Here is a 25,620-nt window from a genome sequence, read left to right as displayed (position 1 = left end):
GTCTCCGCCGCCGGTCAGTCGGCCGGCGTCAGCGCGACCTCGGCGCTGCCCGAGAGGGCCGGAAGCCCGTCGGGGGGAGTGTCCGTGTAGGAGGCGTTGAAGACCGCCTTCAGGTTGTCCGCGCCGGCGTGGCCGCCGTCCACGAACGTCTCGAACGATCCGGAGCAGCCGGTGCTCGAGGAGAGCGGGTGGCCGTGCGTGTCGTGGCCCAGGATGAACGAGACGCTCACCTTCGAGCAGTCCACCGGCTGGTCGTCGGTGACGGTGACCTTCCAGGTGACCGTGTCACCCCAGTGGAACGCCGTGCCGCCGTGCGGGGCGGGGTCGGTCGTGAGGGAGACGACCGGCGCCTTGTTGCCGACGACGACCGGGACCGAGGCGGCGGCCGAGCGGCCGGTGCTGTCGGTGACCTTCAGCGTGACGTCGAAGACGGCGTTCTCGGTGAACGTGTGCGTCGGGTTGGCCTCCCTGGAGTCCACGGTGCCGTCGGCGTCGAAGTCCCAGGCGTAGCTGAGGGCGTCACCGTCGGCGTCCTTGGTGCCGGCGCTGGAGAACCGGACCGTCAGCGGGCTGGTCCCGTTGAGCACGTCCGCGGCGGCCTTGGGCTCCGGGGTGCGGTTGCCCCGCGTGAAGTCGATGCGGGACAGCTGGGCCTCGGGCAGCTCCGCGAAGTACCCGGTGCCGTACTCGAGGACGTACAGCGCGCCGTCCGGGCCGAACTCGGCGTCGATCGGGCCGTCCGTCGTGATCGAGGGAAGCGCGTTCTCGATCTTGGTGACCTCGTTCCGCTTGCCGACGGTGAGGGCGAGCATCTGGTCACGCGTCCACTCGTAGAAGAGCGGCTTGCCGTCGAAGTACGCGGGCCAGCGGTTCTCGGCCGTGTTCCGCTTGTCGTAGCGGTACGCCGGGCCGCCCATGGGGGCGATGCCGCCCGTGCCCAGCTCCGGGAACTCCTCGGAGGCTCCGTAGCCGTAGACGATCTCCGCGTCCGTGACCGGCGGCAGCACACTGCGGCCGGTGTTGTTGCGGGAGTCGTTGACCGGCTTGGCGCAGTCGAACGCGCCGCTCGACTTCTTGGTGGCGAAGTCGTAGTCCTGGTACGGCATGTCCTGGGTCACGCAGAACGGCCAGCCGTAGTTGGCGGGGCGGTCGATGACCATCCAGCGGCCGTGACCGGCGGGGCCGCGGTCGGGCTTCGCCGTGTTGGCGTCGGGTGAGTAGTCGCCGACGTAGACCTCGCCGGACTTGTCGTCCACCGCGAACCGGAACGGGTTGCGCAGACCCATGGCGTAGATCTCGGGACGGGTCTTCGGCGTGCCGGGCCTGAAGAGGTTGCCGCCCGGGATCGTGTATCCGCCGTCCTTCTTGACCTTGATGCGCAGGACCTTGCCGCGCAGGTCGTTGGTGTTGCCCGCGGTGCGCCGCGCGTCGTAGACCGGGTTGCGGTCGGGGCGGTCGTCGAGCGGGGCGTAGCCGTCCGAGGCGAACGGGTTGGAGTCGTCGCCGGTCGACAGGAACAGGTTGCCCTTGCCGTCGAAGTCGATCTTGCCGCCGACGTGACAGCAGATGCCGCGGTCGGCCGGGACGTCGAGGATCTTCTGCTCGGAGGCGAAGTTCAGCTTGTTGCCCTCGAGCTTGAACCGCGACAGCCGCGTGACGCCCTTGTACTTGGCGAAGTCCGCGGCCGTGCCGAACTCCGGCGCGTCGCCCTCGTTCACGCCGGGCGTGGCCGGGTCGTCCATGGGGGTGTTCAGGCGGGGCGAGTAGTAGAGGTAGACCCACTTGTTCTTGCTGAAGTCGGGGTCGATCGCGATGCCCTGCACGCCCTCTTCGTCGTGCTGGTAGAGCCCGGCGGGGCTCTTCTTCATGTCCGCGGCGAGGAAGTTCACACCGCTCTTCGGGTCGTTGATCCGCACCTCGCCCGTCCGCGCGGTGTGCAGCACCCGTCGGTCGGGCAGGACGGCGAGGGCCATGGGCTCGCCCGGACGGTCGTTGAGGGTGACCTTCTGGAAGGCCGACGCGGCCGGCGGCGCCGGGTCCGACGGGGCGGCTTGGACGGTGGGGACGGTCAGGAGCCCGGCGGTCCCGGCCAGTACCGCTGCCCCCATCAGGGTGACGATCCGTCTGTTGCGCACTCAGAACTCCTTTTGAACTGGTCGGCGGCCGCTGAGAGCCCGGAGGGCTTGTGCCCCGGCCGGCCGCTGCAGGTGAAACAGGTGAAAACCCGTGCGGAGTGAGTCGGTTGGACGCTAGAGCGCTTACTTTCCACTCGTCAAGGACAAAGACTGAACTTTCTCGGGGAAAGGCTGCTTGGGTTCCGGCAGGATCAAGTCGGGCGGGCCGTCCCGCACTTCGGCGATTTCCGGGCACGCCCCGGGCCCGCCCGGCGCCGGGACGCACCCGCCGTCGGCTCAGAGGCGGACGCTCGCGCGGCCCAGGGCGGTTCGGCTCCGGTTTCCGCCGGCTCTACCGGACTTCGGCCCGGACCGCCTCGACAGGGGTGTAGACGGCGTTCTTCCGCGCGCTCTCCTCCACCGCGGCCAGCACCCGCTGCACCTGGAGTCCGTCGGCGAACGACGGCATCGGTGCGGAGCCGGACGCGATGGCCTCGACCAGGTCGCGGGCCTGGTGGGTGAAGGTGTGCTCGTAGCCGAGCGTGTGGCCCGGCGGCCACCAGCCCTCCAGGTACGGGTGCTCGGCCTCCGTGACGAGGATCCGGCGGAACCCCGCCGTGGCGGCCGGCTCCCGGTGGTCGTGGAAGGACAGCTCGTTGAGCCGCTCCAGGTCGAAGGCGAGCGAACCGAACTCCCCGTTGATCTCCAGCCGCAGGGCGTTCTTGCGCCCCGACGCCATCCGGCTCGCCTCGAACGTGGCGAGTGCCCCCGAGGAGAGCCGGCCGGTGAAGACGGCCGCGTCGTCGACCGTGACCGCCCCGCGCCGGACGCCGCCGGAAGCCGCCGGGCCGGCGGACGCCGTGTCGAGGCGCGGGCGTTGCTTGACGAAGGTCTCCGTCTGGGCGGAGACCCCGACCAGGTGCTCCCCCGCCAGGTACTGGGCGAGGTCCACGATGTGCGCGCCGAGGTCGCCGAGCGCCCCCGACCCGGCGTGCTCGCGCTCCAGCCGCCACGTCAGCGGGAAGTCGGGGTCGACCAGCCAGTCCTGGAGGTAGGTGACCCGTACGTGGCGCAGCGTGCCGAGCCTGCCGTCGGCGATGAGCCGGCGCGCGTGGGAGAGGGCCGGTACGCGCCGGTAGTTGAAGCCCACCATCGCCACCTGCCCGCGGGCCCGGGCCGCTTCGGCGGCCCTGACCATGGCCTCCGCCTCGGCGACCGAGTTGGCCAGCGGCTTCTCGCACAGCACGTGCTTGCCCGCGTCCAGTGCCGCGATCGCGATCTCCGCATGGCTGTCGCCCGGTGTGCAGATGTCGACGAGTTGCACGTCGTCGCGGGCCAGGAGGGCACGCCAGTCGGTCTCGGCCGCGGCCCAGCCGTGCTTGTCGGCCGCCGCCCGCACGGCGTGCGCGTCGCGGCCGGCGATCGCGGCGAGGACCGGCCGCAGCGGCAGGTCGAACGCGCGCCCCGCGGTGCGCCACCCCTGTGAGTGCGCGGCGCCCATGAACGCGTAGCCGATCATGCCCACGCCGAGCACCGGCGGTGCGGTCCGACTGTCCCTGTGTTCCATACGGATTCCTCCTCGTCGGAGTGTCACTGACTCATCGGTGTGCTGGTGGGGCACGGCCGCCCCGGACCGGTCACACGAAGCCGGTCGGCAGGTACTGGTCGACGTTGTCCTTGGTGACCACGGCCGAGTACAGGGTCAGCGACGACGGGATCTCGAACTCGGCCATGCCGCCGACGCCCTTGCCCTGACCGAGCGCGCGGGCGAGGTCGATGGCGGACGCGGCCATCGTCGGCGGGTACAGGACGGTCGCCTCGAGGACGGAGCCGCCGGCCTTGATGGCCTCCATCGCGGACTTGGCACCGGCTCCGCCTACCATCAGGAAGTCATCCCGGCCGGCCTGCTCGATGGCGCGCAGCGCACCCACGCCCTGGTCGTCGTCGTGGTTCCACAGGGCGTCGAACCGCGACTGCGCCTGGAGGAGTTGTGCCGTCTTGGCCTGGCCCGACTCGACCGTGAAGTCGGCCGCCTGACGCGCCACCTTCCGGATGTTGGGGTAGGTCTTCAGGGCGTCGTCGAAGCCCTTGGTGCGCTGCTGGGTCAGCTCCAGGTTGTCGAGCCCGGCGAGTTCGACGACCTTGGCGTCCGGCTTGTCCTTGAGCCGTTCGCCGATGTAGTGGCCGGCGTTCAGGCCCATGCCGTAGTTGTCGCCGCCGATCCAGCAGCGGTAGGCCTGCTGGGAGGCGAAGACGCGGTCCAGGTTGATGACGGGGATGCCCGCCTTCATGGCCTCCAGGCCGACCTGGGTGAGCGCCTTGCCGTCGGCCGGCAGGATCACCAGAACGTCGACCTTCTTGTTGATCAGGGTCTGGACCTGGCCGATCTGGGCGGCCGTGTCGTTGGAACCCTCGGTGATCTCCAGGGTGACGTCCGCGTACTTCTCCGCACGCGACTTGGCGTTCTGGTTGATGGCGTTGAGCCAGCCGTGGTCGGCCTGGGGGCCGGCGTAGCCGATGGTGACGGCCTTGCCCGGCTTGTCGTCCGCGACCGGGGCGTTGTTCGTGTCCTGTTGCTGGTTCTTGGGCTCGTTGCTGGTACAGGCCGTCAGCAGCGCGCCGGCCGAGACGGCAGCGGTGCCGAACAGCAGCCCTCTGCGGCTGGTGGCGGGGATTCTCGACATGTCGGACCGGCCCTTCGATGGTGCGATGTGCGAAAGGGGGAGCAGGCGGTTGCCGGACGGCGGGGTCAGGTCCCGCCGTCCGGCGGTGTGCGGCGCGGCGTCAGGCGTCGCCGCCGCGCAGGGAGCGGCGCTGGACCAGGACGGCGGCGACGATGATGGCGCCCTTCGCGATCTGCTGGACAGCGGTCTCCAGGTTGTTCAGGGCGAAGATGTTGGTGATCGTGGTGAAGACCAGGACACCGAGGACGGATCCGACGATGGTGCCGCGGCCGCCGCTGAGCAGGCTGCCGCCGATGATCGCCGCGGCGATGGCGTCCAGCTCGTAGAGGTTGCCGTTGGTGTTCTGTCCCGAGCCGGCCAGCACGATCAGCATGAACGCGGCGACACCGCAGCACAGGCCGGACAGCAGGTAGAGGTAGAGGCGCTGGCGGCGGACGTCGATGCCGGCGAGCCGCGCCGCTTCCGCGTTGCCGCCCACCGCGACGGTGCGGCGGCCGAACGTGGTGCGGTTGAGCAGCAGCCAGCCGATGACGGTGACCGCGGCGAAGACCAGGACCAGCGGCGGGATGCCGAGGACGTAGGCGTCCCGGACACCGAGGTCGAGCACCGACTCGACGGTCACGACCTGGGTGCTGCCGTCGGTGATCTGCAGGGCCAGGCCACGGGCGGAGGCGAGCATGGCGAGGGTCGCGATGAACGGCACCATCCTGCCGTAGGCGATCAGCAGGCCGTTCACGAGACCGCAGCCCACACCGACGATCACGGCGGTGAAGAGGATGCCCGCGAAGCCGAACTCCTGCGTGGCCACGGTCGTCGCCCACACCGAGGCGAGCGCCACGATCGCGCCGACCGACAGGTCGATCCCGCCGCTGGTGATGACGAACGTCATGCCGACGGTGACGACACCGATCACGGACGCCTGGGTGAGGACGAGTTGCAGATTGCTCGTGGCCAGGAACTCGTCCGGCGCGGTGATCCCGCCGACCACGACGAGCACGGCGAGGACACCGAGCAACGACAGACTGCGCACGTCCCACCGCAGACCGAGCGGCCGGCCGGAACCGCCCTTGCCGGTGGCGGGTTCGGTGACGGACGTGGGCGCGTCCTGCTGTGCCGTAGAGGCCGGTTGCGTCATGGCGTCGGGCTCCCTTCCATTACGAGGTCGAGTACACGGTGCTCGTCGAGCTCCCGGGCGTCCGCGGTGTGCACGACGCTGCCTTCCCGGAGCACCAGCACCCGGTCGGCGAGGCCCAGGACTTCGGGCACCTCGCTGGAGACGAGAAGGACGGCCAGGCCCTCGTCGGCCAGCCGGCGGATCACCGCGTAGAGCTCCGCCCGGGCGCCGATGTCGACGCCCCGGGTCGGCTCGTCCAGCAGCAGCACCTTGCATCCGCGCAGCAGCCAGCGGGCGAGCACCGCCTTCTGCTGGTTGCCGCCGGACAGCGTCCTGATCGCGGCGTCGGGATTGTCGGGCCGCAGGGACAGCTCCCGGACCGCCTGATGTGTGGCGGCGCGCTCGGCCCGCCGGTCGAGCCAGCCGGCGCGGGCGAACCGGGGGAGGGTGGAGACGGAGACGTTGCTGCTGACGGACTCCAGCATCAACAGGCCCTGCGCCTTGCGCTCCTCGGGCGCGAGGCCGATGCCGGCGCGGACGGCGGCGCGGACGCTGCCGGGGCGCAGCGGGGTGCCGTCGACGAGGACGCGGCCCGCGTCGGCCTTGCGGGCTCCGTAGATCGTCTCCAGGATCTCGCTGCGTCCGGACCCGACGAGCCCGGCCAGGCCGACGATCTCGCCGGGCCGCAGCTCCAGATCGACGGGTGCGAACTCGCCCCGCCGGGTCAGCCCTTCGACGGTCAGCACCGGCTGCCTCCCGGCGGCGAACCCCGCCCGGGCGCGCTCGGGGAAGACGTACGGGACGTTCCGCCCGGTCATCAGGGACACGACCTCATGGGTCGGTGTCGATTCCGCGGGCAGGCCGCCGGCCACGGCCCGGCCGTCCTTGAGGACCGTGACCCGGTCGCCGATGCGCCGGATCTCCTCCAGGCGGTGGGAGATGTAGACGACGGCGACCCCGTCGGCCGTCAGAGCGCCCACGATCCTGAAGAGGTTGTCGACCTCGTCGGGGTCCAGTGCCGCCGACGGCTCGTCCATCACGATCAGTCGCACCTCGTGGGAGAGCGCGCGGGCCATCGAGACGATCTGCTGCTGCGCCGCGGACAGGTCGCCGACCAGCCGGGCCGGATCGATCTCCGGGTGCCCGAGCCGTTTCAGCAGGTCCGCGGTGGCCGTACGGGCGGCGGAGCCGCGTACGACGAACCCGGCGGCGGTGGGTTCGTGCCCGAGGAAGACGTTCTCCGCGACGGACAGCCCCTCGATCAGGTCGAGTTCCTGGTAGATGGTGGCGATGCCCAGACGCATGGCGGCGATCGGCGACCCGAGCGTCACGGGCTCGCCGCGCCAGGTGATCTCACCGCCGTCGGGCTGGTGGGCCCCGGCGAGCACTTTGATCAGAGTGGACTTGCCGGCGCCGTTCTGGCCGAGGAGGCAGTGGACTTCGCCGGCCTGGACGTCGAGGTCCACACCGTCCAGGGCGCGGACGCCCGGGAACGACTTGGTGATGCCGGACATGGTGAGCAACGGTGGTTGTGGTGCCATGAGGATCCCCTCGGCGGATGTGGGCCGTGAGCGGGCAGGGCAGGACAGGCTGGATCGGGTACGTGGGCGGCTCTGCGGAGAGCCCCTGGCGTGCTGGGTGCCGGGGCGTTCGGGTGGAGCGGGGTCTGGCGTCGCGGTCCGCGATGCCGGGGCCCGGCGGCGGTCAGGCCGGTGAGAAGACGTGGTCGCTGATGAGCCGGGCGGCGCCGACGGTGCCGGCGACCGGCCCCAACTCGCCCAGCACAATGGGCAGGTCGCCCGTGGCGAGCGGCAACGACTGCCGGTACACCTGGGTCCGGACACTGGCCAGCAAGGTGTGCCCGAGCCCGGTCACACCACCGCCGAGCACCACCAGCGCCGGATTGAAGAAGCTGACAAGCCCGGCGACGACCTGGCCCAGCCGCCTTCCGCCCTCCCTGATCAGCTCCAGCGCCACCGTGTCGCCCGCCGCCGCGGCAGCCGACACGTCCACGGCCGTCAGACGCCCGGCGCTCTCGAGCCGGGCGGCGAGCTGTGCCGACCGGCCCGTGCGCGCGGCCTCCTCCGCGTCACCGGCCAGGGCGGCGCCGCTGAAGTGCGCCTCCAGGCAGCCCCGGTTGCCGCACGAACACGCACGGCCTGCCGGTTCCACCTGGATGTGGCCGATGTCGCCGGCACTGCCCGTCGTCCCCCGGTAGACCCCGCCACCGGCCACGATCCCGCAGCCGATGCCGGTGCCGATCTTGATGCACAGGAAGTCGCCCACGGATCGCGCCACCCCCGCGTGCTGCTCCCCCACCGCCATCAGGTTCACGTCGTTGTCGACCATGACCGGACAGCCGAGTTCCTGACCGAGCGCCTCCCGCACCGGGAAGCCGTCCCAGCCCGGCATGATCGGCGGCGCGACCGGCACGCCCTCCGGGAAGCGGACCGGGCCCGGGACCCCGATCCCGGCGCCGTCGAAGCCGTCCACGACACCGGAGGCCTTCAGCCGGCCGGCCATGGACAGCACCTGCTCGAAGACCGCCACCGGCCCCTTCCGGACGTCCATCGGATGGTTCAGATGGCCCAGGACCTCCAACTCCGCGTTGGTCACGGCGACGTCGATCGACGTGGCACCGATGTCGACACCGAGGAACCGCAGGGCCGGCGCGAGCCGGATGCCGTGCGAACGCCGCCCCCCCTCGTGAGGGGGCGAGTCCGTCCGCGGCGACGAGGCCCGTCTCCAGCAGCCGGTCCACCTCGACGGCCAGCTTCGAGCGGGACAGGTCCACCAGGTCGCCCAGGCGGGCGCGGGAGGCGGGGCCGCCGTCACGCAGTGAACGGAGAAGCAGTGCCTGCTGCGCGTTCTCGGGCCGAGCAGTCATCCGTCTCACGAACCCCTCCCCTCCCTCGCCTGCGGCTGGGCGCCGGGCGCCTGTCCCCCAGGGGCCGGCTCGCCGGGCTTTCGGGGAGGAACGTAGCAGCGTTTTACCGGGCGCGGAAGAACTTACGCACGTACTGAGCGAACTTTTTCCACACACAGGACAAAGCCCGTTGCGGCTGGTGATGACCCGTCAGGTGACTCAGCATGGGGACAGCATCAATCCCGGTGAGAGGGCGAACCATGTTCTACTACGTGCTCAAGTACGTACTGCTCGGCCCGCTGCTGAGGCTGGTCTTCCGCCCCCGGATCGAGGGGCTGGACCATGTGCCGGACTCGGGCGCGGCCATCGTCGCCGGGAACCACCTGTCGTTCTCCGACCATTTCCTGATGCCCGCCGTACTGCGGCGCCGTATCACCTTCCTCGCCAAGGCCGAGTACTTCACCGGCCCGGGCCTCAAGGGCAGGCTGACCGCGTTCTTCTTCCGCAGTGCGGGACAGATCCCGGTGGACCGCTCCGGCAAGGAGGCGGGGCAGGCCGCGATCCGCGAAGGGCTGGGCGTGCTGGGCCGGGGTGAGTTGCTGGGCATCTACCCGGAGGGCACGCGCTCGCACGACGGCCGGCTGTACAAGGGCAAGGTCGGCGTCGCGGTGATGGCGCTCAGGGCCGGGGTGCCGGTCGTGCCGTGCGCGATGATCGGCACCTTCGAGGCCCAGCCGCCCGGCCGGAAGATCCCGAAGGTGCACCCCGTGGTGATCCGTTTCGGCGAACCGCTGGACTTCTCCCGCTATGCGGGCATGGAGCGGGAGAAGGCCGTGCTGCGCGCCGTGACCGACGAGATCATGTACGCGATCCTGTCGCTGTCCGAGCAGGAGTACGTCGACCGGTACGCGGCCGACGTCAAGGCCGAGGAGGCGGAGAGGGCGGCGAGGGGCCGGAGGTTCCCCCGGCTGCCGCATCGCTAGGCCCTCGGTGTCTGCCCTCGGCAGAAGGGCGTGGCCCGGCGGGAGGGGTGCGCCTACGGTCTCCGTATGACACGAGCTGTGGTGATCGGAGCGACGGGACAGATCGGACGGGCGGCCGTGGGGTCGCTGGCCCGCGACGGCTGGGAGGTGACGGCAGTCTCGCGCGGCGGCGGCCGCGACGCGGACTGGCCCGGGGACGTACGGGTGGTGCGCGCGGACCGGGAGGACGACGCGGCGCTGTCCGCGGCGGTCGGCGACGGCTGTGACGTCCTGGTGGACATGGTGGCCTACGGCGCCGAACACGCCCGGCAACTGGTCTCGCTCGCCGGGCGCGTCGGCTCGGCGGTGGTGATCTCCAGCGTGTCGGTCTACGAGGACGCGAAGGGCCGGAACTTCGACACGCAGGACCAGCCCGACGGCTTCCCCGAGTACCCGGTACCGGTCACCGAGGAGCAGCGCACGGTCCGGCCGGGCGACACGTCCTACAGCACCCGCAAGGCGGCCCTGGAGAACGAACTCCTCGCCGCCGGGGACCGGTTGCCGGTCACGCTGCTGCGCGCGGGAGCGATCCACGGGCCGCACTGCCGGACCCCGCGCGAGCTGTACTTCGTCAAGCGCAACCTGGACGGCAGGCGACGGCGCGTGCTCGCGTACGGCGGTGCGAGCCGTTTCCATCCGGCGAGCGTGCACAACATCGCCGAGCTGATCCGGCTGGCCGCCCCGCGGCCGGGAACGCGCGTGCTCAACGCCGTCGATCCGGACGCGCCGACGGTGGCGGAGATCGCGGCGGAGATCGACGCGGTGATGGGTGTGCGGGCCGAGGACGTCCTGGTGGACGGGCCGCCGCCGGTGGAGGGCCTGGGCGACACGCCGTGGTCCGTGCCCTTCCCGGTCGTGTGCGACATGACGGCGGCTCAGCGGCAGCTGGACTACCGGCCGGTGGTCCGGTACGCCGAGACCCTGCCGGACACGGTGGCCTGGCTCGAGGAGCGTCTCGCCGGGCGGGACTGGCGGGAGGCCTTCCCGAAGATGGCGCAGAACTACGGCGAACTCTTCGACTACGCGGCGGAGGACACCTGGCTGGCGGCCCGGCCGGTCTGACGACGCCGCCGGAGGACGGGAAGAGGGGGCGGCCGGTAACCGGCCGCCCCCTCGGCTTTCCCTGCGGTGATTACGGCTTGGGCGTGGCGTGCGGGGCGCAGGTCACGTCCCGGGCGTCCAGCTTGCCGGTGAGCAGGTAGGCGTCCACCCGGTCGTTGATGCACGGGTTGACCAGACCGGTGACGCCGTGGGAGCCGGCGTCCCGCTCGGTGATCAGGCGGGAGCCCTTGAACCGCTGGTGCAGTTCGACGGCGCCCTCGTACGGGGTGGCCGCGTCACGCTCGGACTGGACGATCAGCACGGGCGGGAGCCCCTTGCCGGTCTTCACGTTCAGCGGGGTCTGCTGCTTGACCGGCCAGGTGGCGCACGGCAGGTTCATCCACGCGTTGGCCCAGGTCATGAACGGGTGGTCGCGGTGCAGCCGGGTGTTGTCCCGGTCCCAGGTCCGCCAGTCGGTGGGCCACTTGGCGTCCGCGCACTCGACCGCCGTGTACACGGCGTTGCCGTTCTCCGAGGACGCGTTGCCCACGGTGTCGGACAGGTCCGGGGCGGCGGCGTCGACGAGTGCCTGGGTGTCACCGGCGGCGTACTTGCTGAAGACCGCCGCCGTGGGGGCCCACGCGGAGTCGTAGTACGGGGCGCTCTGGAAGAAGGAGATCAGCTCGGCCGGGCCGACGACGCCACCGAGAGGCGCCTTCTCGGCGGTGGCGCGCAGCTTGAGCCACTGCTCCTGGACCTCTGCGCGGGTGTCCCCGAGGTGGTAGGTCGCATCGTTCTTCGCGACCCAGTCCTGCCAGTCCTTCCAGCGGCCTTCGAAGGCGACGTCCTGGTCCAGGTTGGCCTCGTACCAGATCTTGTCGCGGGACGGGTTGACGACGCTGTCGACGACCATCCGGCGCACGTGGTCCGGGAAGAGGGTGCCGTAGACCGCGCCCAGGTAGGTGCCGTAGGAGACGCCGAGGTAGTTGAGCTTCTTCTCGCCGAGGGCGGCGCGGATGACGTCCAGGTCGCGCGCGGTGTTCGGCGTGGTCATGTGCGGCAGCATGGCGCCGCTGCGCTCGAAGCAGCCCTCGGCGTACTCGGCGGCGAGCTTGCGCTGGGCGCGCTTGTCGGCCTCGGAGCGCGGCACCGGGTCCATCTTGGGTGCCTTGACGAACTCCTGCGGGTCGACGCAGGAGATGGCCGCGGACCTGCCGACGCCGCGCGGGTCGAAGCCCACGAAGTCGTAGGCCTTGGCGGTGTTGGCCCACACCGCGTTCTTGCTGGTGACGCGGGCCGGGAAGCGCAGGCCGGAACCGCCGGGGCCGCCCGGGTTGTAGATGAGCGCGCCCTGGCGCTCGGACGCCGTACCGGTGTTGCCGATGCGGTCGACGGCGAGCTTGATCTGCTTGCCGTACGGCTTGGCGTAGTCGACCGGGACGGTGACGTAGCCGCACTGGATCGGCTTCGGCAGGTTCCAGTCGGCGGGGCAGTCCTGCCAGTCGATGCCGGCCTGCGCGGCGCGGGCCGCGGCGATGGCGGCGCCGCGCGCTTCGCGGTCCCAGCCCTGCCCGTGCCCCCGGCCGGTGGCCGGACTGGCGTTGGCCACCGGTGCCGTGACGGCGCCGGCTATCAGCGTGGCGGTGACGAGTGCTCCGGCCGAGCCGATCGCCGCGGCTCTCCGGTGCAGCCTGGTCTTCCTCAAGTGGCCCTCCCCGTACATGATGTCGACACGTACGGGGATCCTCGCGGCTGTGCGTTCCCTGGGAACAGGGGTGGCCCTACTTCTTTGCCAATCCGATAAACGGAGAGGTGTGTCCGAGCGGCGGAGCGGCTCAGTCCAGGGAGGCCAGCGTCTCGTCCAGCAGCCGCCGCAGCCGCAGCGCGTCCGGTGCCACCGCGGTCACCAGCACGGCCGGCCCGGCGAGCGGCATGACGGCCGCGCCCTCCCCGACCATGTGGGCGGCCGGCGGCCGGGTCGCGAACGACGGCCGCACGACGACGGCTTGGCCGACGGCCCGGTGACCGGCCAGCCCGGCGGGGCCGTCCCAGCCTCCCGGGGCGCCGGGTCCGCAGGACAGTTCCTGGTCGAGGACGGTGCGGCCCGCGATCCGTACGGCAAGACGGCTGGTGAGCCGCCCCGGTTCCTCGCCGGACCGCCCGAGCACCTGTTCCTCGCGCAGCACGAGCCGGGCCGTGGGCGCGAGGTCGGCGTGGGTGGTCACGTGCAGGTCGCTGCCGTTCGCGGAGATCAACTGTTCGGGCAGCCAGTGCAGTTCGGCGTCGTCGGCGACGCCGAGCCGGACGTCGTAGCGGGCCCCCGCCTTGTCCTGGCCCGGCAGTGCGAGGGTGGCGGCGGCGGAGCCGACCCGCAGCCGGGCGCCCCGCGCCGCCTCGGCGGTCACTGTGAAGTGGTCGCCGCCGAGCGGCCCGCTCATCGCGCCGACCAGCAGCACCCGTGCCTCGGCGCCGCTTCCCCGGGTCCGCCGGACCGCGAGCGGGCCCTCACCCTCCAGTACGGGCAGGCTGGTGCCGCCGCGTCCGTCGCCGCGGGCCAGGATCCGCGCCCGCGCCCGAACGCCGCCCGGCGCCGTCATGCCGTCCACGCGGCGAGCCGGGCACGCACCCAGTCGGCGACCTCCCCCACGCCTGCCTCACTCCTGAGCGACTGGAGGACGACCGGCAGTTCGCCGCGCTGCGCCTTGGCGTCGGCGGCCATCCGCGCGAGGTCGGAGCCGACGTAGGGGGCGAGGTCGGTCTTGTTGACGATGAGCAGGTCGGCGGTGGAGACACCGGGGCCGCCCTTGCGCGGGATGTCGTCGCCGCCCGCCACGTCGATGACGAAGATCTGGGCGTCGACGAGGCCCCGGGAGAAAGTGGCGGTGAGGTTGTCGCCGCCGGACTCCACGAGGACCAGGTCGAGCGGTCCCACCTCGTCCTCCAGGTCCTCGACGGCCTCGAGGTTGGCGGAGATGTCGTCCCGGATCGCGGTGTGCGGGCAGGCGCCGGTCTCGACGGCGCTGATCCGCTCCGGCGGCAGCACGGCCTCGCGGAGCAGGAACTCGGCGTCCTCGCGCGTGTAGATGTCGTTGGTGACGACGGCGAGGGACAGTTCCTCGCGCAGCGCGCGGCAGAGCGCGGCGACGGTCGCGGTCTTCCCGGACCCGACGGGCCCGCCCAGCCCGATACGCAGCGCGCGGCGGCTCCCGTCGGGCCGTCGTGCATCGGCGGACACGGCGGCGGGCCCGTCGTGGTGATGGTCGAGGTGCATGGGTGACTCCTGAGAACTGGGGGTCGGGGAAGGGAAGGGGCGGCGGGGCGAACCCTCTACGAGGCGAACAACCGCACAGCCCAAGCGGCATGTGCCTCCGCCCCGATCTCGAGCAACGGCGCGGACCGCGCCGGCAGCACGTCCACCCCCTCGCTCACGGCCCGCCGCGCCGCCTCCACGGCGTCCTGGGCCACACGGTCCACCTCGGGCGCCAGCCGCGCGAGGACGGCGGTGGCGTCGAACGGGTCCAGGCCGAGCAGCCGCACGACCGCGGTCGCCGGTCCGCTCACCCCCTCGTAGGCGGAGCAGTACGCCGCGTCGAGGGCTTCGAGCCCGGCCGCGCGGGCGGCGAGCCCGAGGACGACGGGCTGATGGGCGCCCTTGGGGAAGCGCCCGGCCAGCGCCTCGAGTCCGGGGTCCGGCCAGGTCGCGCGGGCGGCCCGCATGAGCTGCCGGCCGAGTCTGCGTGCCACCGCCCTGAGCGCGGGTGAGGGCGTGCGGGCGTCCGCGGCCCGGTCGAGCTCCTCGGGGTCGACCCCGAGTGCCCCGGCTGCCGCGAGCGACGCCGTCACGGCTCCGCTCGTGTGCAGCCGCCCCCGGCAGAACTCCTCCAGGCTCGCGGCGTCGGTGATGCGTCCGGCCTTGACGGCGGCCTCCGCCCCGCCGGAGTGGGCGTGCCCTCCGGCGGGGAAGCGGCCGTCCGACAGGACGAGCAGTGCTGCGCGGCTCACGACGGCGCTCAGAACAGGAAGTACCGCTGTGCGAGCGGCAGTTCCGTGGCGGGCGCGGGTTCGACGAGTTCGCCGTCGATGGTCACCGCGAAGGAGTCGGCGGCGACCTCGACGCGTGGCAGGGCGTCGTTCTCGCGCATGTCGGCCTTGGTGCGGCCGCGGGTCGAGCGGATGGGTACGAACTCCTTCCCGAGACCCAGGCGTTCCGGCAGTCCGTCCGCGATCGCCGCCTCGGCCACGAAGTTCAGCGAGTTCATGGCGGGCGCCCGGCCGAGGGCGCCGTACATCGGCCGCGGCAGGACGGGCTGAGGGGTGGGGATGGAGGCGTTGGCGTCGCCCATCTGCGCGTAGGCGATCTGTCCGCCCTTGAGCACGACCTGCGGCTTCACGCCGAAGAAGCCGGGCTCCCAGACGACCAGGTCGGCGAGCTTGCCGGACTCGACGGAGCCGACCTCGTGCTCGATGCCCTGGGCGACGGCCGGGTTGATGGTGTATTTGGCGACATAGCGACGGGCGCGCCGGTTGTCGGCGCGGGTGTCGCCGGGCAGGAAGCCGCGGCGCCGCTTCATCACGTGCGCGGTCTGCCAGGTCCGCAGGATCACCTCGCCGATGCGGCCCATGGCCTGGGAGTCCGACGACATGATGGAGATGGCTCCCATGTCGTGCAGGACGTCCTCGGCCGCGATGGTGCTCGGCCGGATGCGGGACTCGGCGAAGGCCAGGTCCTCGGGGACCGCGGGGTTGAGGTGGTGGCAGACCATCAGCATGTCGAGGTGTTCCTCGACGGTGTTGACGGTGTGCGGCCGGGTCGGGTTGGTGGACGCCGGCAGCATGTTCGGCAGCGACACCGCGGTGATCATGTCGGGTGCGTGGCCGCCGCCGGCTCCCTCGACGTGGAAGGCGTGCAGGGTGCGCCCCGCGACCGCGTCGAAGGTGTCGCCGACGAATCCGGCCTCGTTCAGGGTGTCCGTGTGGACGGCGAGCTGGACACCGGACTCCTCGCACACGTCCAGGCAGGCGGAGATCACGGCGGGGGTCGCGCCCCAGTCCTCGTGGATCTTGAAACCGAGGATGCCGGCGCGCAGTTGGTCGCGCATCGACTCCTTGGACATGGTGCTGCCCTTGCCGAGGAAGCCGATGTTGACGGGGCTCGACTCCAGGGCCGCGTACATCCGCGCGAGGTGCCACGAACCGGGGGTGACCGTGGTCGCCTTGCTGCCCTCGGCCGGGCCGGTGCCGCCTCCGATGAGGGTGGTGATGCCGGAGGCGAGGGCCTCGTCGACGATGCCCGGCGCGATGAAGTGGACGTGGGTGTCGATGCCGCCGGCGGTGACGATCTTGCCGTTGCCCGCGATGACCTCCGTCTCGGGCCCGATGACGAGCTCGGGGTGGACGCCGTCCATGGTGTCCGGGTTGCCGGACTTGCCGATGCCGGTGATGCGGCCGTCGCGGATGCCGATGTCGGCCTTGACGATGCCCCAGTGGTCGATGATCACGGCGCCGGTGATCACGGTGTCGGGGGCGCCCTCGGCGCGGGTGGCGCGCGACTGGCCCATCGACTCGCGCAGCACCTTGCCGCCGCCGAAGACCGACTCGTCGCCTGAGCGGCCGGGTCCGCCGGAGCGGTCCTCCTCGATCTCGACGAAGAGGTCGGTGTCGGCAAGGCGGATGCGGTCGCCGGTGGTCGGGCCGAACAGGTCGGCGTAGGCGGCGCGGGACAGTTCAGGCATCGAGGGCACCTCCGGTCGCGCCGCGCAGACCCACGACGACGCGAGCGCCCGCGAGGGGGATCAGTTCCACGTCGACCGGGATGCCGGGCTCGAACCGGACGGCGGTGCCGGCGGCGATGTTCAGCCGCCTGCCGTGCGCCGCGGCGCGGTCGAAGTCGAGACCGGGGTTGGCCTCGGCGAAGTGGTAGTGGGAGCCGACCTGGACGGGCCGGTCGGCGGTGTTGAGCACGGTCAGACGGACGCTCGGGCGGCCTTCGTTGAAGGCGACCGGCTCGTCGGCGAAGAGGATCTCTCCGGGAATCATGGCTGCGGTTCCCGTCAGATGATCGGTTCGTGGACGGTGACGAGTTTGGTGCCGTCGGGGAAGGTCGCCTCGACCTGCACGTCGTGGATCATCTCGGGAATGCCCTCCATGACCTCGTGACGCTGGATCAGCTTGCGGCCCGACGCCATGAGCTCACTGACCGTACGGCCGTCGCGGGCACCTTCGAGGATGTGCGAGGTGATCAGCGCGACGACCTCGGGGTGGTTGAGCTTCACGCCTCGTGCGCGGCGCTTCTCGGCCACGTCCGCGGCCACATGGATGAGCAGTCTTTCCTGCTCGTGCGGTGTCAGTTGCACGTACCACCTCACAGAACGTCACGCCGGGACCGAACGGTCCGACTGCCGCGTCCACCGCGACGGCTCTAGATGTAACACACAGCAATGGGCCCGAAAGCACTCGCCGGAACTCGTAAAACCGCAGGTGGATCGGGGTGCAGAGTAGGGCTACAGTGTTTCTGCCACGTCACAGGGTCTTGACCGACTGATTACCGGTTTGACCGGCCGATTACCGGTCCCGCCGGCGGCCTTCCGCATGCCTGCGCACAACTGGACGCCACCACGGCCCCACAGGGCTGCCCGGAGGCCTGACCCGCCGAACGGCGTACCACCTTTCGGCGTAGGAACACTTCTGATTTCCGGCCCGTCGGGCTTGCGCAGGGCGCGCGCCCGAACGGCGGAATCTGTCATTCCGCCGCTGGTCCCGGGGTCGGCACGGCATGCGACAGGGGATCGAACACCGACATGTCCACCCGAACGGGTGAGTGGTGAGTAACCACACAACAGCCCGGTTCCGTTGGGATTTTCCGACTTCGATGAGACAAGATCCATGACTGACGACAAGCCCCCGCCGCAGCGGCGGGGCGGTCCGGGCGGACGCCGAGTCCTGCCGCCGCCCGGACGACCGGTCGACAGGAGTGGATCGGCAGGAGTGGAGGACCCGAGCACGACGGGTCGCCGGAACGGTCGCCCCCGAGAGGGAGGCACCGGGCCGAGCAGCCCTTGGGGTGAAGCCGCATCCGTGCGGCCGGGCAACTTCGCCAGCCCGAATCCGACAGGTCATCCTTCACAGGCGGCTGACGAAGGGTTGCGCATGACTGCGCTCAATCGTGTCCCGTCGCTGATGGCCCGTGCCGGTACGGCCTCGGCCCTGACCATCGCCGCCGTGGGCGGCTCCATCGTGGTTCCCGGCGTCGCCTCCGAGGCCGCCGCGGCCAGCCACGCGACGAAGGCCCTCCACATCGCGGCGTCCAAGAAGGGCTCCCCCTACGCCTGGGGAGCAGTCGGACCCCGCAAGTTCGACTGCTCGGGACTGACGCTGTACTCGTTCAAGAAGGCCGGCAAGAAGCTGCCGCGGACCGCCGCGCAGCAGTACAACAAGACCCGGCACATCTCCGCCAAGAGCCGCAGGGCCGGAGACCTCGTGTTCTTCCACTCGGGCCGGAGCGTGTACCACGTCGGCATCTACGCCGGGAAGGGCAAGATCTGGCACGCACCGAAGACCGGGGACGTGGTGCGGCTGCAGAAGATCTGGACCAGCAACGTCTGGTACGGCCGGGTGAAGTGAGCCGCCCGGGGCGGTGGCGGCGTCCTGACGCGCCGTCACCGTCCCGGGTGCGTGCCGCGGTGCGTGACAGGGCCCTGGGCGGTTACCCGTCAGGGCATGGCCGACCACCGCCGCTGCACCGCGCGCAACGAGACACCGCTGGAGCGCGCCGACCGCAACTTCGTCGAACTGCTCCAGGAACTGCGCGTCACCCAGACCGGGGTGCAGATCCTCTTCGCGTTCCTGCTGTCCCTGGCCTTCACCTCGCGCTTCCCGGAGCTCGACTCGGTCCAGCGCACCGTCTACGTCACCACGCTGCTGTGCGCGGTGCTCGCCGCGATGCTGTTCACGGCCCCGGCCGCGCTGCACCGCTCGCTCTTCCAGCGGGGCGCCAAGGCACGCATAGTGCGGGTGTCCTCGCGGCTCGCCACGGTCGGCATGGGCGTGCTGGTGTTCGCGTTCACCGGCTCGGTGATGCTCGTGGTCGACGTGACCACCGGCCGGGCCGGCGGTACGGCCGCCGGTGCGGCGACCCTGCTGGCCTGTCTCGGCCTGTGGTGGCTGCTCCCCCGCCTGGTCCGGCGGACCCACGTGGCCGGTGAACGCCGCGCCGCCGAACGGCGCCCGGCTGCCGGCCCGGCCGTCCCGACTCGGGACAGGGCGGCGCGGGGCCGCACGGCCCGGCGGGCGCCGTCCGTCGCGCGCCGGGTACCGTCCGCGCCTCACCGCTGAGGATCCTGCCGCCCCACGGCCTCGCCCCGGGGACGGCCCACGACCGTGACCGGCTCGGCGGGCGACACCGGGCCCGGTGTCGTCCAGGGCAGTTCGATGGAGACGGTCTTGCCGCCCTCCCTCGTGGGCCGCACTCTCAGCCTGCCGCCGCACTCCGCCGTCAGCCATCTGATGATCACCATGCCCCGGCCGTTGTCCTGCTGCACGGCGGCGGGCAGCCGCTTGGGGAAGCGCGGGTGGCTGTCGGTGACGCCGATGCTCAGCCGTTCGTCGCGGTCGAGCGCGAGGTCCACCGTGAAGGTCGGTGACTGCCCGAACGTGTGCTGGACCGCGTTGGTGGCCAGCTCGGAGACGATGAGCCGGATGGTCTCGGACACCTCCGCGTCCGCAGGCAGACCCCACTCCGCCAGGGTGCCCACCACATAGGTGCGCGCGGCGGCCACCGAGGCGGGATCGCTCGGCAGAGTGACGGATGCTTCCAGATGGTCTGCCATGGCGACGTCGTCCCTTTCCCACGGGACCGCAGCCGGACACGGAGCGGATGGTTCGAGTACGGTCCCGGACTGGTGCTTCGCCGCCAGACTGCCATCACCGCCCGGTGAAGGGCGGCGATCCACCAAGATATGCATATATCTGTCGCTCGAAGCGGTGAACTCTGCGACGGCAGACCGTATTCGGGTGGCTCATGGGGAGTAAAGGAGTGCCCATGCAGCACGGTCCGGTGGTGCGCCGCCGCAAGCTGGGCGCGGAGCTGCGCGCCCTGCGCACGTCGGCGGGGATCACCAGCGGCGAGGCGGCCCGGCTGGTGGGCTGGCACCAGTCGAAGGTCAGCCGGATCGAGACCGGGACGAGCGGGGCGAAACCGGCCGACGTGCGGTTACTGCTGGACGCCTACGGGGTCCACGACCGGGAACTGCGGGAGCTGCTGGTGGTGCTGGCGGGCTCCGAGGACGCGAGCGGCCGGCACCACTGGTGGCACGCGTATCGCGGGGTACTGCCGCCGACGTACCGGGACTTCATCAGCCTGGAGTCGCAGGCGAGCGCGATGCGGACGCTGGAGACCACCGTCGTGCCCGGGCTGCTCCAGACACCGGAGTACGCCCACGCGGTCACGCGGGCCGCGGTGGACGGGCTGCCGGAGGAGCGGCTGGACACGCTGGTGGAGGTCCGGCTGGCCCGGCAGGACGTGCTGCGGGCCGATCCGCCGCTGGAGCTGAACGCGGTCCTCGACGAAGCGGTGCTGCGCCGGGAGGTGGGCGGACCGGGGGTCATGACCCGGCAGCTGACCCGGCTGGTGGAGGCCGCGCGACTGCCCCATGTCCAACTCCAGGTACTTCCGTTCTCCGCCGGGGCGCACATCGGTGTCACCGGCCCTTTCGTAATCTTCTCATTTCCGAGCACTTCTGATCTCGACGTGGTTGTTCTCGACCACTTGACGAGTAGCCTCCACCTCGAACGGAAAGAAGACCTAGAGGCCTACACCGAGGCCTTCAACGCTCTCCTGCACCATGCCCTTTCGCCCGAGGACTCGTTGGACTACATCGCCGCGACAGCGGCCGGCGCGTAAGGAGGCACCAATGTCCGCACTTCCTCGGAACACCCCCGCGAGTACCGATCTGCACGGTGTGCGATGGCTGCGCAGCAGCTACAGCACGGGAGCCAACAACTGCGTGGAGACGGCACGGCCGTCGGCCGGCCCCTGGGCCGGCCTCCTCGCCGTGCGCGACTCCAAAGACCCGGCCGGGCCCGCGCTGCTCTTCTCCCCCGGCAGCTGGGCGTCGTTCACGGCCGCGGTCCACGTCGGCCGGACCGGCTGATCCGACCGGGTGCCGCGCGACGCACGGCCGTGCCACGCCGACTCATGGCCGCGTTTCGCCGATCACCCGTACAGCGCGTTCGATCTGTTCCCCGGAGAGGTCCGCACGAGCGGTCAGCCTGAGCCGTGAGATGCCATCGGGCACCGACGGAGGGCGGAAGCAGCCCACGGACAGGCCGGCCGCACGACAGTCGGCCGCCCACCGCACGGCCCCCTCCGGGGAGGGAGCGCGCACCGAGACCACCGCGGCGTCCGGACGTACCGCCTCCAGACCCGCGGCGGTCAGGCGTGCGTGCAGCTCGGCCGCCACCTCGCGCGCCCGTGCCGCCCGCCCGGGCTCACGGCGCAGCAGCCGCAGTGCCGCGAGGGCCGCGCCCGTCGCGGCGGGGGCGAGTCCGGTGTCGAAGATGAACGTCCGGGCCGCGTTCACCAGATGGTCGATCACCCGCGCGGGGCCGAGCACGGCGCCGCCCTGACTGCCGAGCGACTTGGACAGCGTGACCGTCACGACGACGTCGCCGGCGCCCGCGAGGCCCGCGGCGTGCGGGGCGCCCCGGCCGCCGTCGCCCAGCACGCCGAGGCCGTGGGCGTCGTCGACGACCAGCCCGGCGCCGTGCTCCCGGCACGCCTCGGCCAGGGCGGCCAGCGGTGCCGCGTCGCCGTCCACCGAGAACACCGTGTCGGAGACGGCGACGGCGGGCCCGTCATGCGTCGCCAGCGCCTTGCGCACCGCGTCCGGGTCGGCGTGCGCCACCACCTGGGTGGTCCCCCGGGCCAGCCGGCAGCCGTCGATCAGCGAGGCGTGGTTGCCCGCGTCGGAGACGACGAGGGAGCCGTGCGGCGCCAGCGCGGTCACCGCGGCGAGGTTGGCCGCGTAGCCGGAGGAGAAGACGAGCGCGGCCTCGAAGCCGCAGAACGCGGCCAGTTCACGCTCGAGTTCGGCGTGCAGCTCGGTCGTTCCGGTGACGAGCCGGGAACCGGTCGCACCGCCGCCCCAGGTCCGCGCGGCCCGGGCCGCGCCCTCGGCGACCTCCGGGTGCCGGGCCAGACCGAGGTAGTCGTTGCTCGCCAGGTCCAGCAGGGGCGAGTCGGCCGGGCGGGGCCGCAGTGTCCGTACGAGTCGGGCCCGGCGGCGCGCCCCGGCCTGCTCGTCGATCCAGCCGAACGCCATGGCTTCGCCCTCCCGGGGTTTTGTAGGCAGTGGACAGACACTAGCGGCACGACGAGCTGCCCGAGGTGTGGCGATACCCACACGGTGATCTGTCACTGTTGTGCGAACTCTCCTTGGCCCCGGGCGGCCCCGTAGGACAGGATCGGCTCTCATGGACCTGCTGAACACGCTGGTGGACAAGGGGCTTCGGCGCGAGACGCCGACCCGCGAGGAAGCGCTGGCCGTCCTCGCCACTTCCGACGACGACCTGCTCGATGTGGTGGCCGCGGCCGGCAAGGTGCGCCGTCACTGGTTCGGCCGACGGGTGAAACTCAACTACCTCGTCAACCTCAAGTCGGGCCTGTGTCCCGAGGACTGCTCCTACTGCTCGCAGCGGCTCGGCTCGAAGGCGGAGATCCTCAAGTACACCTGGCTCAAGCCCGGCCAGGCCTCCGAGGCCGCCGCCGCGGGCGTGGCCGGCGGCGCCAAGCGGGTGTGCCTGGTGGCCAGCGGGCGCGGTCCGACCGAGCGGGACGTGGACCGGGTCTCCGAGACCATCAAGGCCATCAAGGAGCAGAACGAGGGCGTCGAGGTCTGCGCCTGCCTGGGGCTGCTCTCCGACGGTCAGGCGGAGCGGCTGCGCGAGGCGGGCGCCGACGCCTACAACCACAACCTCAACACGTCCGAGTCGACGTACGGGGACATCACGACCACGCACACGTACGCCGACCGGGTGGACACGGTCAACAAGGCGCACGCGGCCGGGTTGTCCGCCTGCTCGGGGCTGATCGCGGGCATGGGCGAGAGCGACGAGGACCTGGTCGACGTGGTCTTCTCGCTGCGCGAGCTGGACCCCGACTCGGTGCCGGTCAACTTCCTGATCCCCTTCGAGGGCACGCCGCTGGCCAAGGAGTGGAACCTCACCCCGCAGCGGTGCCTGCGGATCCTGGCGATGACGCGGTTCGTCTGCCCGGACGTCGAGGTGCGCATCGCCGGCGGTCGCGAGGTGCATCTGCGCACGATGCAGCCCCTCGCCCTGCACCTGGCCAACTCGATCTTCCTCGGCGACTACCTCACCAGCGAGGGCCAGGCCGGCAAGGCCGACCTGGAGATGATCGCGGACGCCGGTTTCGAGGTGGAGGGCACCGGCGAGGTGACCCTGCCCGAACACCGGGCGGCGGGCCGGGGCGGCTGCGGGTCGCACGAGGACGGCGGGGGCTGCGGTTCCGCCCCGGCGCAGGGCGGGTGCGGCTCCGCCCCGGCCGCGGAGGCGCCGGTGGCGGGCGAGGCGCGTACGGACCTGGTCGCCGTGCGCCGCCGGGGTGCCGGAACGGACCTCGCGCCCAATGCCTGAGCCCGCGCTGACCGTGGACGAGCTGCTGGCCCTGGACCGGCGGCACGTCTGGCACCCGTACGGTCCCATGCCCGGCCGGCAGGACCCGCTCGTCGTGGAGTCGGCGAGCGGGGTGCGACTGCGGCCGGCCGACGGCTCGGGCGAGCTGGTCGACGGGATGTCGTCCTGGTGGTCGGCGATCCACGGCTACAACCACCCGGTGCTGAACGAGGCCGCGCGCGAGCAGCTGGACCGGATGAGTCACGTCATGTTCGGCGGGCTCACCCACGAGCCCGCCGTGCGGCTGGCGAAACTCCTTGTCGACATGTCGCCGGAGGGCCTGGAGCACGTGTTCCTCGCCGACTCCGGCTCGGTGTCGGTCGAGGTGGCGGTCAAGATGTGCCTCCAGTACTGGCGTTCGCTGGGCCGCCCCGCGAAGCAGCGGCTGCTGACCTGGCGCGGGGGCTACCACGGCGACACCTGGCAGCCCATGTCGGTGTGCGACCCCGAGGGCGGGATGCACGAGCTGTGGAACGGGGTGCTGCCGCGTCAGGTGTTCGCGGACGCCCCGCCCGCCGAGTACGAGGAGTCGTACGCGGACCATCTGCGCGCGACGGTCGAGCGGCACGCCGACGAGCTGGCCGCGGTGATCGTCGAGCCGGTGGTGCAGGGCGCGGGCGGGATGCGGTTCCACTCCCCCGCCTATCTGCGGGTGCTGCGCGAGGTGTGCGACGCGCACGACGTGCTGCTGGTGTTCGACGAGATCGCCACCGGGTTCGGGCGTACGGGCGCGCTGTTCGCCGCGGAGCACGCGGCGGTGACGCCGGACGTGATGTGCGTGGGCAAGGCGCTGACCGGCGGCTATCTGACGATGGCGGCGACGCTGTGCACCTCGCGGGTGGCGGACGGCATCTCGCGGGGCGAGGTGCCGGTGCTCGCGCACGGGCCGACGTTCATGGGCAATCCGCTCGCCGCGGCGGTGGCGTGCGCGTCGATCGGGCTGTTGCTCGGCCAGGACTGGCGCGCGGAGGTCAAGCGCATCGAGGCGGGCCTCACCGAAGGGCTCGCGCCCGCCGCCGAGCTGCCGGGCGTGACCGACGTGCGGGTGCTCGGCGCGATCGGCGTGGTGCAGCTCGACCACGCCGTCGACATGCGGGCGGCGACCGAGGCGGCCGTGCGCGAGGGCGTGTGGCTGCGGCCGTTCCGCGACCTGATCTACACGATGCCGCCGTACGTCACGGGCGACGCGGACGTGGCACGCATCGCCCGCGCCGTGTGCGCGGCGGCACGGGAGGGATGACATGCCGGTACTGGTGATCACGGGGACGGGCACGGAGGTCGGCAAGACGGTCGCGACCGCCGCCGTGGCCGCGGCGGCGCTGGCGGCCGGCCGTTCGGTGGCCGTGCTGAAGGCCGCCCAGACGGGCGTACGGCCGGACGAGCCCGGGGACGCCCAGGAGGTCGCGCGCCTCGCGGGCGCCGTGACGGCGGCCGAGGTGGCCCGCTATCCCGAGCCGTTGGCGCCGGGCACGGCCGCGCGGCGGGCCGGGCGGGCGCCGGTGCATCCCGGGGAGGTGGCTCAGGCCGCGGCCAAGCTGGCCACCGAGCACGACCTGGTGCTGGTCGAGGGGGCGGGCGGGCTGCTCGTCCGGTTCGACGAGGCCGGCGGCACCCTGGCGGACGTCGCGACGCTGCTGGGCGCGCCGGTGCTCGTGGTGGCGTCGGCGGGGCTGGGCACGTTGAACACGACCGAGCTGACGGCGCGCGAACTCGCTGCGCGCGGGCTCGAGTTCCCGGGGGTCGTGATCGGCAGCTGGCCCGCGGACCCGGACCTCGCCTCGCGCTGCAACCTCGCGGACCTGCCGGAGGTGTCCGGGGCACCCCTCCTCGGCGCCCTGCCCGCCGGCGCGGGCGCCCTCGCGCCGGCCGCCTTCCGGTCGGCGGCACCGCACTGGCTGGCCCCCCGCCTGGAGGGCACCTGGGACGCGGACGCCTTCCGTCTCCGGGAGGCCCCCTGACGTAGGGGCGCACGCGGTGGCTTCCGGAGCGATCCGGGGCACGCCGGTTACGCGGGCGGCGGGGCAGCCGGGCCGCCCCGACGGATGCCCGGGGCATGCCGGCACGCCCCGGGCCGTCCGTACACCGCGCC

The 25,620-nt window shown here is 72.0% G+C and carries 23 protein-coding genes, 1 pseudogene and 1 riboswitch; of the genes and pseudogenes, 9 read left to right on the top strand and 15 right to left on the bottom strand.

Annotated elements, in window-relative coordinates; genetic code table 11:
* Positions 1-14: 14 nt before the first annotated feature.
* From IEZ05_RS18315 to IEZ05_RS18290, 6 genes and pseudogenes are all read right to left on the bottom strand, one after another.
* Positions 15-2,135, bottom strand: a complete 2,121-nt coding sequence (locus tag IEZ05_RS18315; protein ID WP_189231210.1) for a PQQ-dependent sugar dehydrogenase — start codon at positions 2,133-2,135, stop codon at positions 15-17.
* Positions 2,136-2,466: 331 nt separating this feature from the next.
* On the bottom strand, positions 2,467-3,681 hold the full coding sequence (locus IEZ05_RS18310; protein ID WP_189231209.1) for a Gfo/Idh/MocA family protein: 1,215 nt from the start codon (positions 3,679-3,681) through the stop codon (positions 2,467-2,469).
* A gap of 70 nt (positions 3,682-3,751) precedes the next feature.
* Positions 3,752-4,798 carry a substrate-binding domain-containing protein gene (locus IEZ05_RS18305; RefSeq protein WP_189231208.1) on the bottom strand — a complete coding sequence of 349 codons (1,047 nt, stop codon included), beginning with the start codon at positions 4,796-4,798 and terminating at the stop codon, positions 3,752-3,754.
* A gap of 100 nt (positions 4,799-4,898) precedes the next feature.
* Complete coding sequence (locus IEZ05_RS18300) at positions 4,899-5,933, bottom strand: ABC transporter permease (protein WP_189231207.1); 1,035 nt, start codon at positions 5,931-5,933, stop codon at positions 4,899-4,901.
* Positions 5,930-7,453, bottom strand: a complete 1,524-nt coding sequence (locus IEZ05_RS18295; protein WP_189231206.1) for a sugar ABC transporter ATP-binding protein — start codon at positions 7,451-7,453, stop codon at positions 5,930-5,932. Before IEZ05_RS18295 ends, IEZ05_RS18300 begins: the two co-directional genes overlap by 4 nt.
* A 163-nt stretch (positions 7,454-7,616) precedes the next feature.
* Positions 7,617-8,799: pseudogene (locus tag IEZ05_RS18290) on the bottom strand (ROK family protein).
* Between the two features lie 239 nt (positions 8,800-9,038).
* Here IEZ05_RS18290 and IEZ05_RS18285 point away from each other — a divergent pair.
* Positions 9,039-9,761, top strand: coding sequence for a lysophospholipid acyltransferase family protein (locus IEZ05_RS18285; RefSeq protein ID WP_189231442.1), 723 nt, complete (start codon positions 9,039-9,041; stop codon positions 9,759-9,761).
* 66 nt (positions 9,762-9,827) lie between these two features.
* Positions 9,828-10,862 carry an NAD-dependent epimerase/dehydratase family protein gene (locus tag IEZ05_RS18280; protein ID WP_189231205.1) on the top strand — a complete coding sequence of 345 codons (1,035 nt, stop codon included), beginning with the start codon at positions 9,828-9,830 and terminating at the stop codon, positions 10,860-10,862.
* Positions 10,863-10,932: 70 nt separating this feature from the next.
* Here IEZ05_RS18280 and IEZ05_RS18275 read toward each other — a convergent pair whose 3' ends face one another.
* The 7 genes from IEZ05_RS18275 to IEZ05_RS18245 form a co-directional block, all read right to left on the bottom strand.
* Entirely contained in the window at positions 10,933-12,564 is a 1,632-nt protein-coding gene (locus IEZ05_RS18275; RefSeq protein WP_373298804.1) for an alpha/beta hydrolase, read from the bottom strand.
* Between the two features lie 112 nt (positions 12,565-12,676).
* Positions 12,677-13,438, bottom strand: coding sequence for an urease accessory protein UreD (locus IEZ05_RS18270; protein ID WP_189231441.1), 762 nt, complete (start codon positions 13,436-13,438; stop codon positions 12,677-12,679).
* The gene (gene ureG / locus IEZ05_RS18265; RefSeq protein WP_189231203.1) at positions 13,435-14,112 is read right to left on the bottom strand and encodes an urease accessory protein UreG; all 678 of its coding nucleotides are present in this window, start codon (positions 14,110-14,112) and stop codon (positions 13,435-13,437) included. Before ureG ends, IEZ05_RS18270 begins: the two co-directional genes overlap by 4 nt.
* 56 nt (positions 14,113-14,168) lie before the next feature.
* Complete coding sequence (locus tag IEZ05_RS18260; protein WP_189231202.1) at positions 14,169-14,843, bottom strand: urease accessory protein UreF; 675 nt, start codon at positions 14,841-14,843, stop codon at positions 14,169-14,171.
* An 8-nt stretch (positions 14,844-14,851) separates the two neighbouring features.
* Complete coding sequence (locus IEZ05_RS18255; RefSeq protein WP_189231201.1) at positions 14,852-16,573, bottom strand: urease subunit alpha; 1,722 nt, start codon at positions 16,571-16,573, stop codon at positions 14,852-14,854.
* Positions 16,566-16,877: an urease subunit beta gene (locus IEZ05_RS18250; protein WP_189231200.1), complete on the bottom strand. Its 312-nt coding sequence runs from the start codon at positions 16,875-16,877 to the stop codon at positions 16,566-16,568. Before IEZ05_RS18250 ends, IEZ05_RS18255 begins: the two co-directional genes overlap by 8 nt.
* A gap of 14 nt (positions 16,878-16,891) precedes the next feature.
* On the bottom strand, positions 16,892-17,194 hold the full coding sequence (locus IEZ05_RS18245) for an urease subunit gamma (RefSeq protein ID WP_189231199.1): 303 nt from the start codon (positions 17,192-17,194) through the stop codon (positions 16,892-16,894).
* A gap of 645 nt (positions 17,195-17,839) precedes the next feature.
* Positions 17,840-17,984: riboswitch (cyclic di-AMP (ydaO/yuaA leader) on the top strand.
* A gap of 3 nt (positions 17,985-17,987) precedes the next feature.
* Here IEZ05_RS18245 and IEZ05_RS18240 point away from each other — a divergent pair.
* Together IEZ05_RS18240 and IEZ05_RS18235 are read left to right on the top strand one after the other, a co-directional pair.
* The gene (locus IEZ05_RS18240; protein ID WP_189231198.1) at positions 17,988-18,461 is read left to right on the top strand and encodes a C40 family peptidase; all 474 of its coding nucleotides are present in this window, start codon (positions 17,988-17,990) and stop codon (positions 18,459-18,461) included.
* Between the two features lie 96 nt (positions 18,462-18,557).
* On the top strand, positions 18,558-19,172 hold the full coding sequence (locus tag IEZ05_RS18235) for a DUF6328 family protein (protein ID WP_189231197.1): 615 nt from the start codon (positions 18,558-18,560) through the stop codon (positions 19,170-19,172).
* On the opposite strand, the gene IEZ05_RS18230 is transcribed toward IEZ05_RS18235, so the two are convergent.
* Positions 19,163-19,666 carry an ATP-binding protein gene (locus IEZ05_RS18230; RefSeq protein ID WP_189231196.1) on the bottom strand — a complete coding sequence of 168 codons (504 nt, stop codon included), beginning with the start codon at positions 19,664-19,666 and terminating at the stop codon, positions 19,163-19,165. The genes IEZ05_RS18235 and IEZ05_RS18230 overlap by 10 nt on opposite strands.
* Positions 19,667-19,878: 212 nt before the next feature.
* Between IEZ05_RS18230 and IEZ05_RS18225 the strand changes: the two genes are divergently transcribed.
* The gene (locus IEZ05_RS18225; RefSeq protein ID WP_189231195.1) at positions 19,879-20,739 is read left to right on the top strand and encodes a helix-turn-helix domain-containing protein; all 861 of its coding nucleotides are present in this window, start codon (positions 19,879-19,881) and stop codon (positions 20,737-20,739) included.
* 10 nt (positions 20,740-20,749) lie between these two features.
* Complete coding sequence (locus IEZ05_RS18220) at positions 20,750-20,989, top strand: DUF397 domain-containing protein (RefSeq protein WP_189231194.1); 240 nt, start codon at positions 20,750-20,752, stop codon at positions 20,987-20,989.
* Positions 20,990-21,031: 42 nt separating this feature from the next.
* Here the strand turns inward: IEZ05_RS18220 and IEZ05_RS18215 are convergent, their stop codons facing one another.
* On the bottom strand, positions 21,032-22,159 hold the full coding sequence (locus IEZ05_RS18215) for an 8-amino-7-oxononanoate synthase (RefSeq protein WP_189231193.1): 1,128 nt from the start codon (positions 22,157-22,159) through the stop codon (positions 21,032-21,034).
* Between the two features lie 151 nt (positions 22,160-22,310).
* On the opposite strand from IEZ05_RS18215, the gene bioB reads away from it, so the two are divergent.
* Genes bioB through bioD form a run of 3 tightly spaced genes read left to right on the top strand, consistent with a single transcriptional unit; the run spans position 22,311 to position 25,489 of the window.
* Positions 22,311-23,492, top strand: coding sequence for a biotin synthase BioB (gene bioB / locus IEZ05_RS18210; protein ID WP_189231192.1), 1,182 nt, complete (start codon positions 22,311-22,313; stop codon positions 23,490-23,492).
* A complete protein-coding gene (locus tag IEZ05_RS18205; protein ID WP_189231191.1) occupies positions 23,485-24,771 on the top strand; it encodes an adenosylmethionine--8-amino-7-oxononanoate transaminase in 1,287 nt (428 codons plus the stop codon). The genes bioB and IEZ05_RS18205 overlap by 8 nt, the downstream gene beginning before the upstream one ends.
* A 1-nt stretch (position 24,772) precedes the next feature.
* The gene (bioD, locus tag IEZ05_RS18200; RefSeq protein ID WP_189231190.1) at positions 24,773-25,489 is read left to right on the top strand and encodes a dethiobiotin synthase; all 717 of its coding nucleotides are present in this window, start codon (positions 24,773-24,775) and stop codon (positions 25,487-25,489) included.
* The last annotated feature ends 131 nt before the right edge of the window (positions 25,490-25,620 follow it).

Origin of the sequence: Streptomyces flaveolus, assembly GCF_014648815.1 — a bacterium.
GTDB classification, from domain to species: Bacteria; Actinomycetota; Actinomycetes; order Streptomycetales; family Streptomycetaceae; genus Streptomyces; species Streptomyces flaveolus.
Note: the sequence above shows the minus strand (reverse complement) of the source record. Positions and strands in the feature narration are given on the sequence as shown.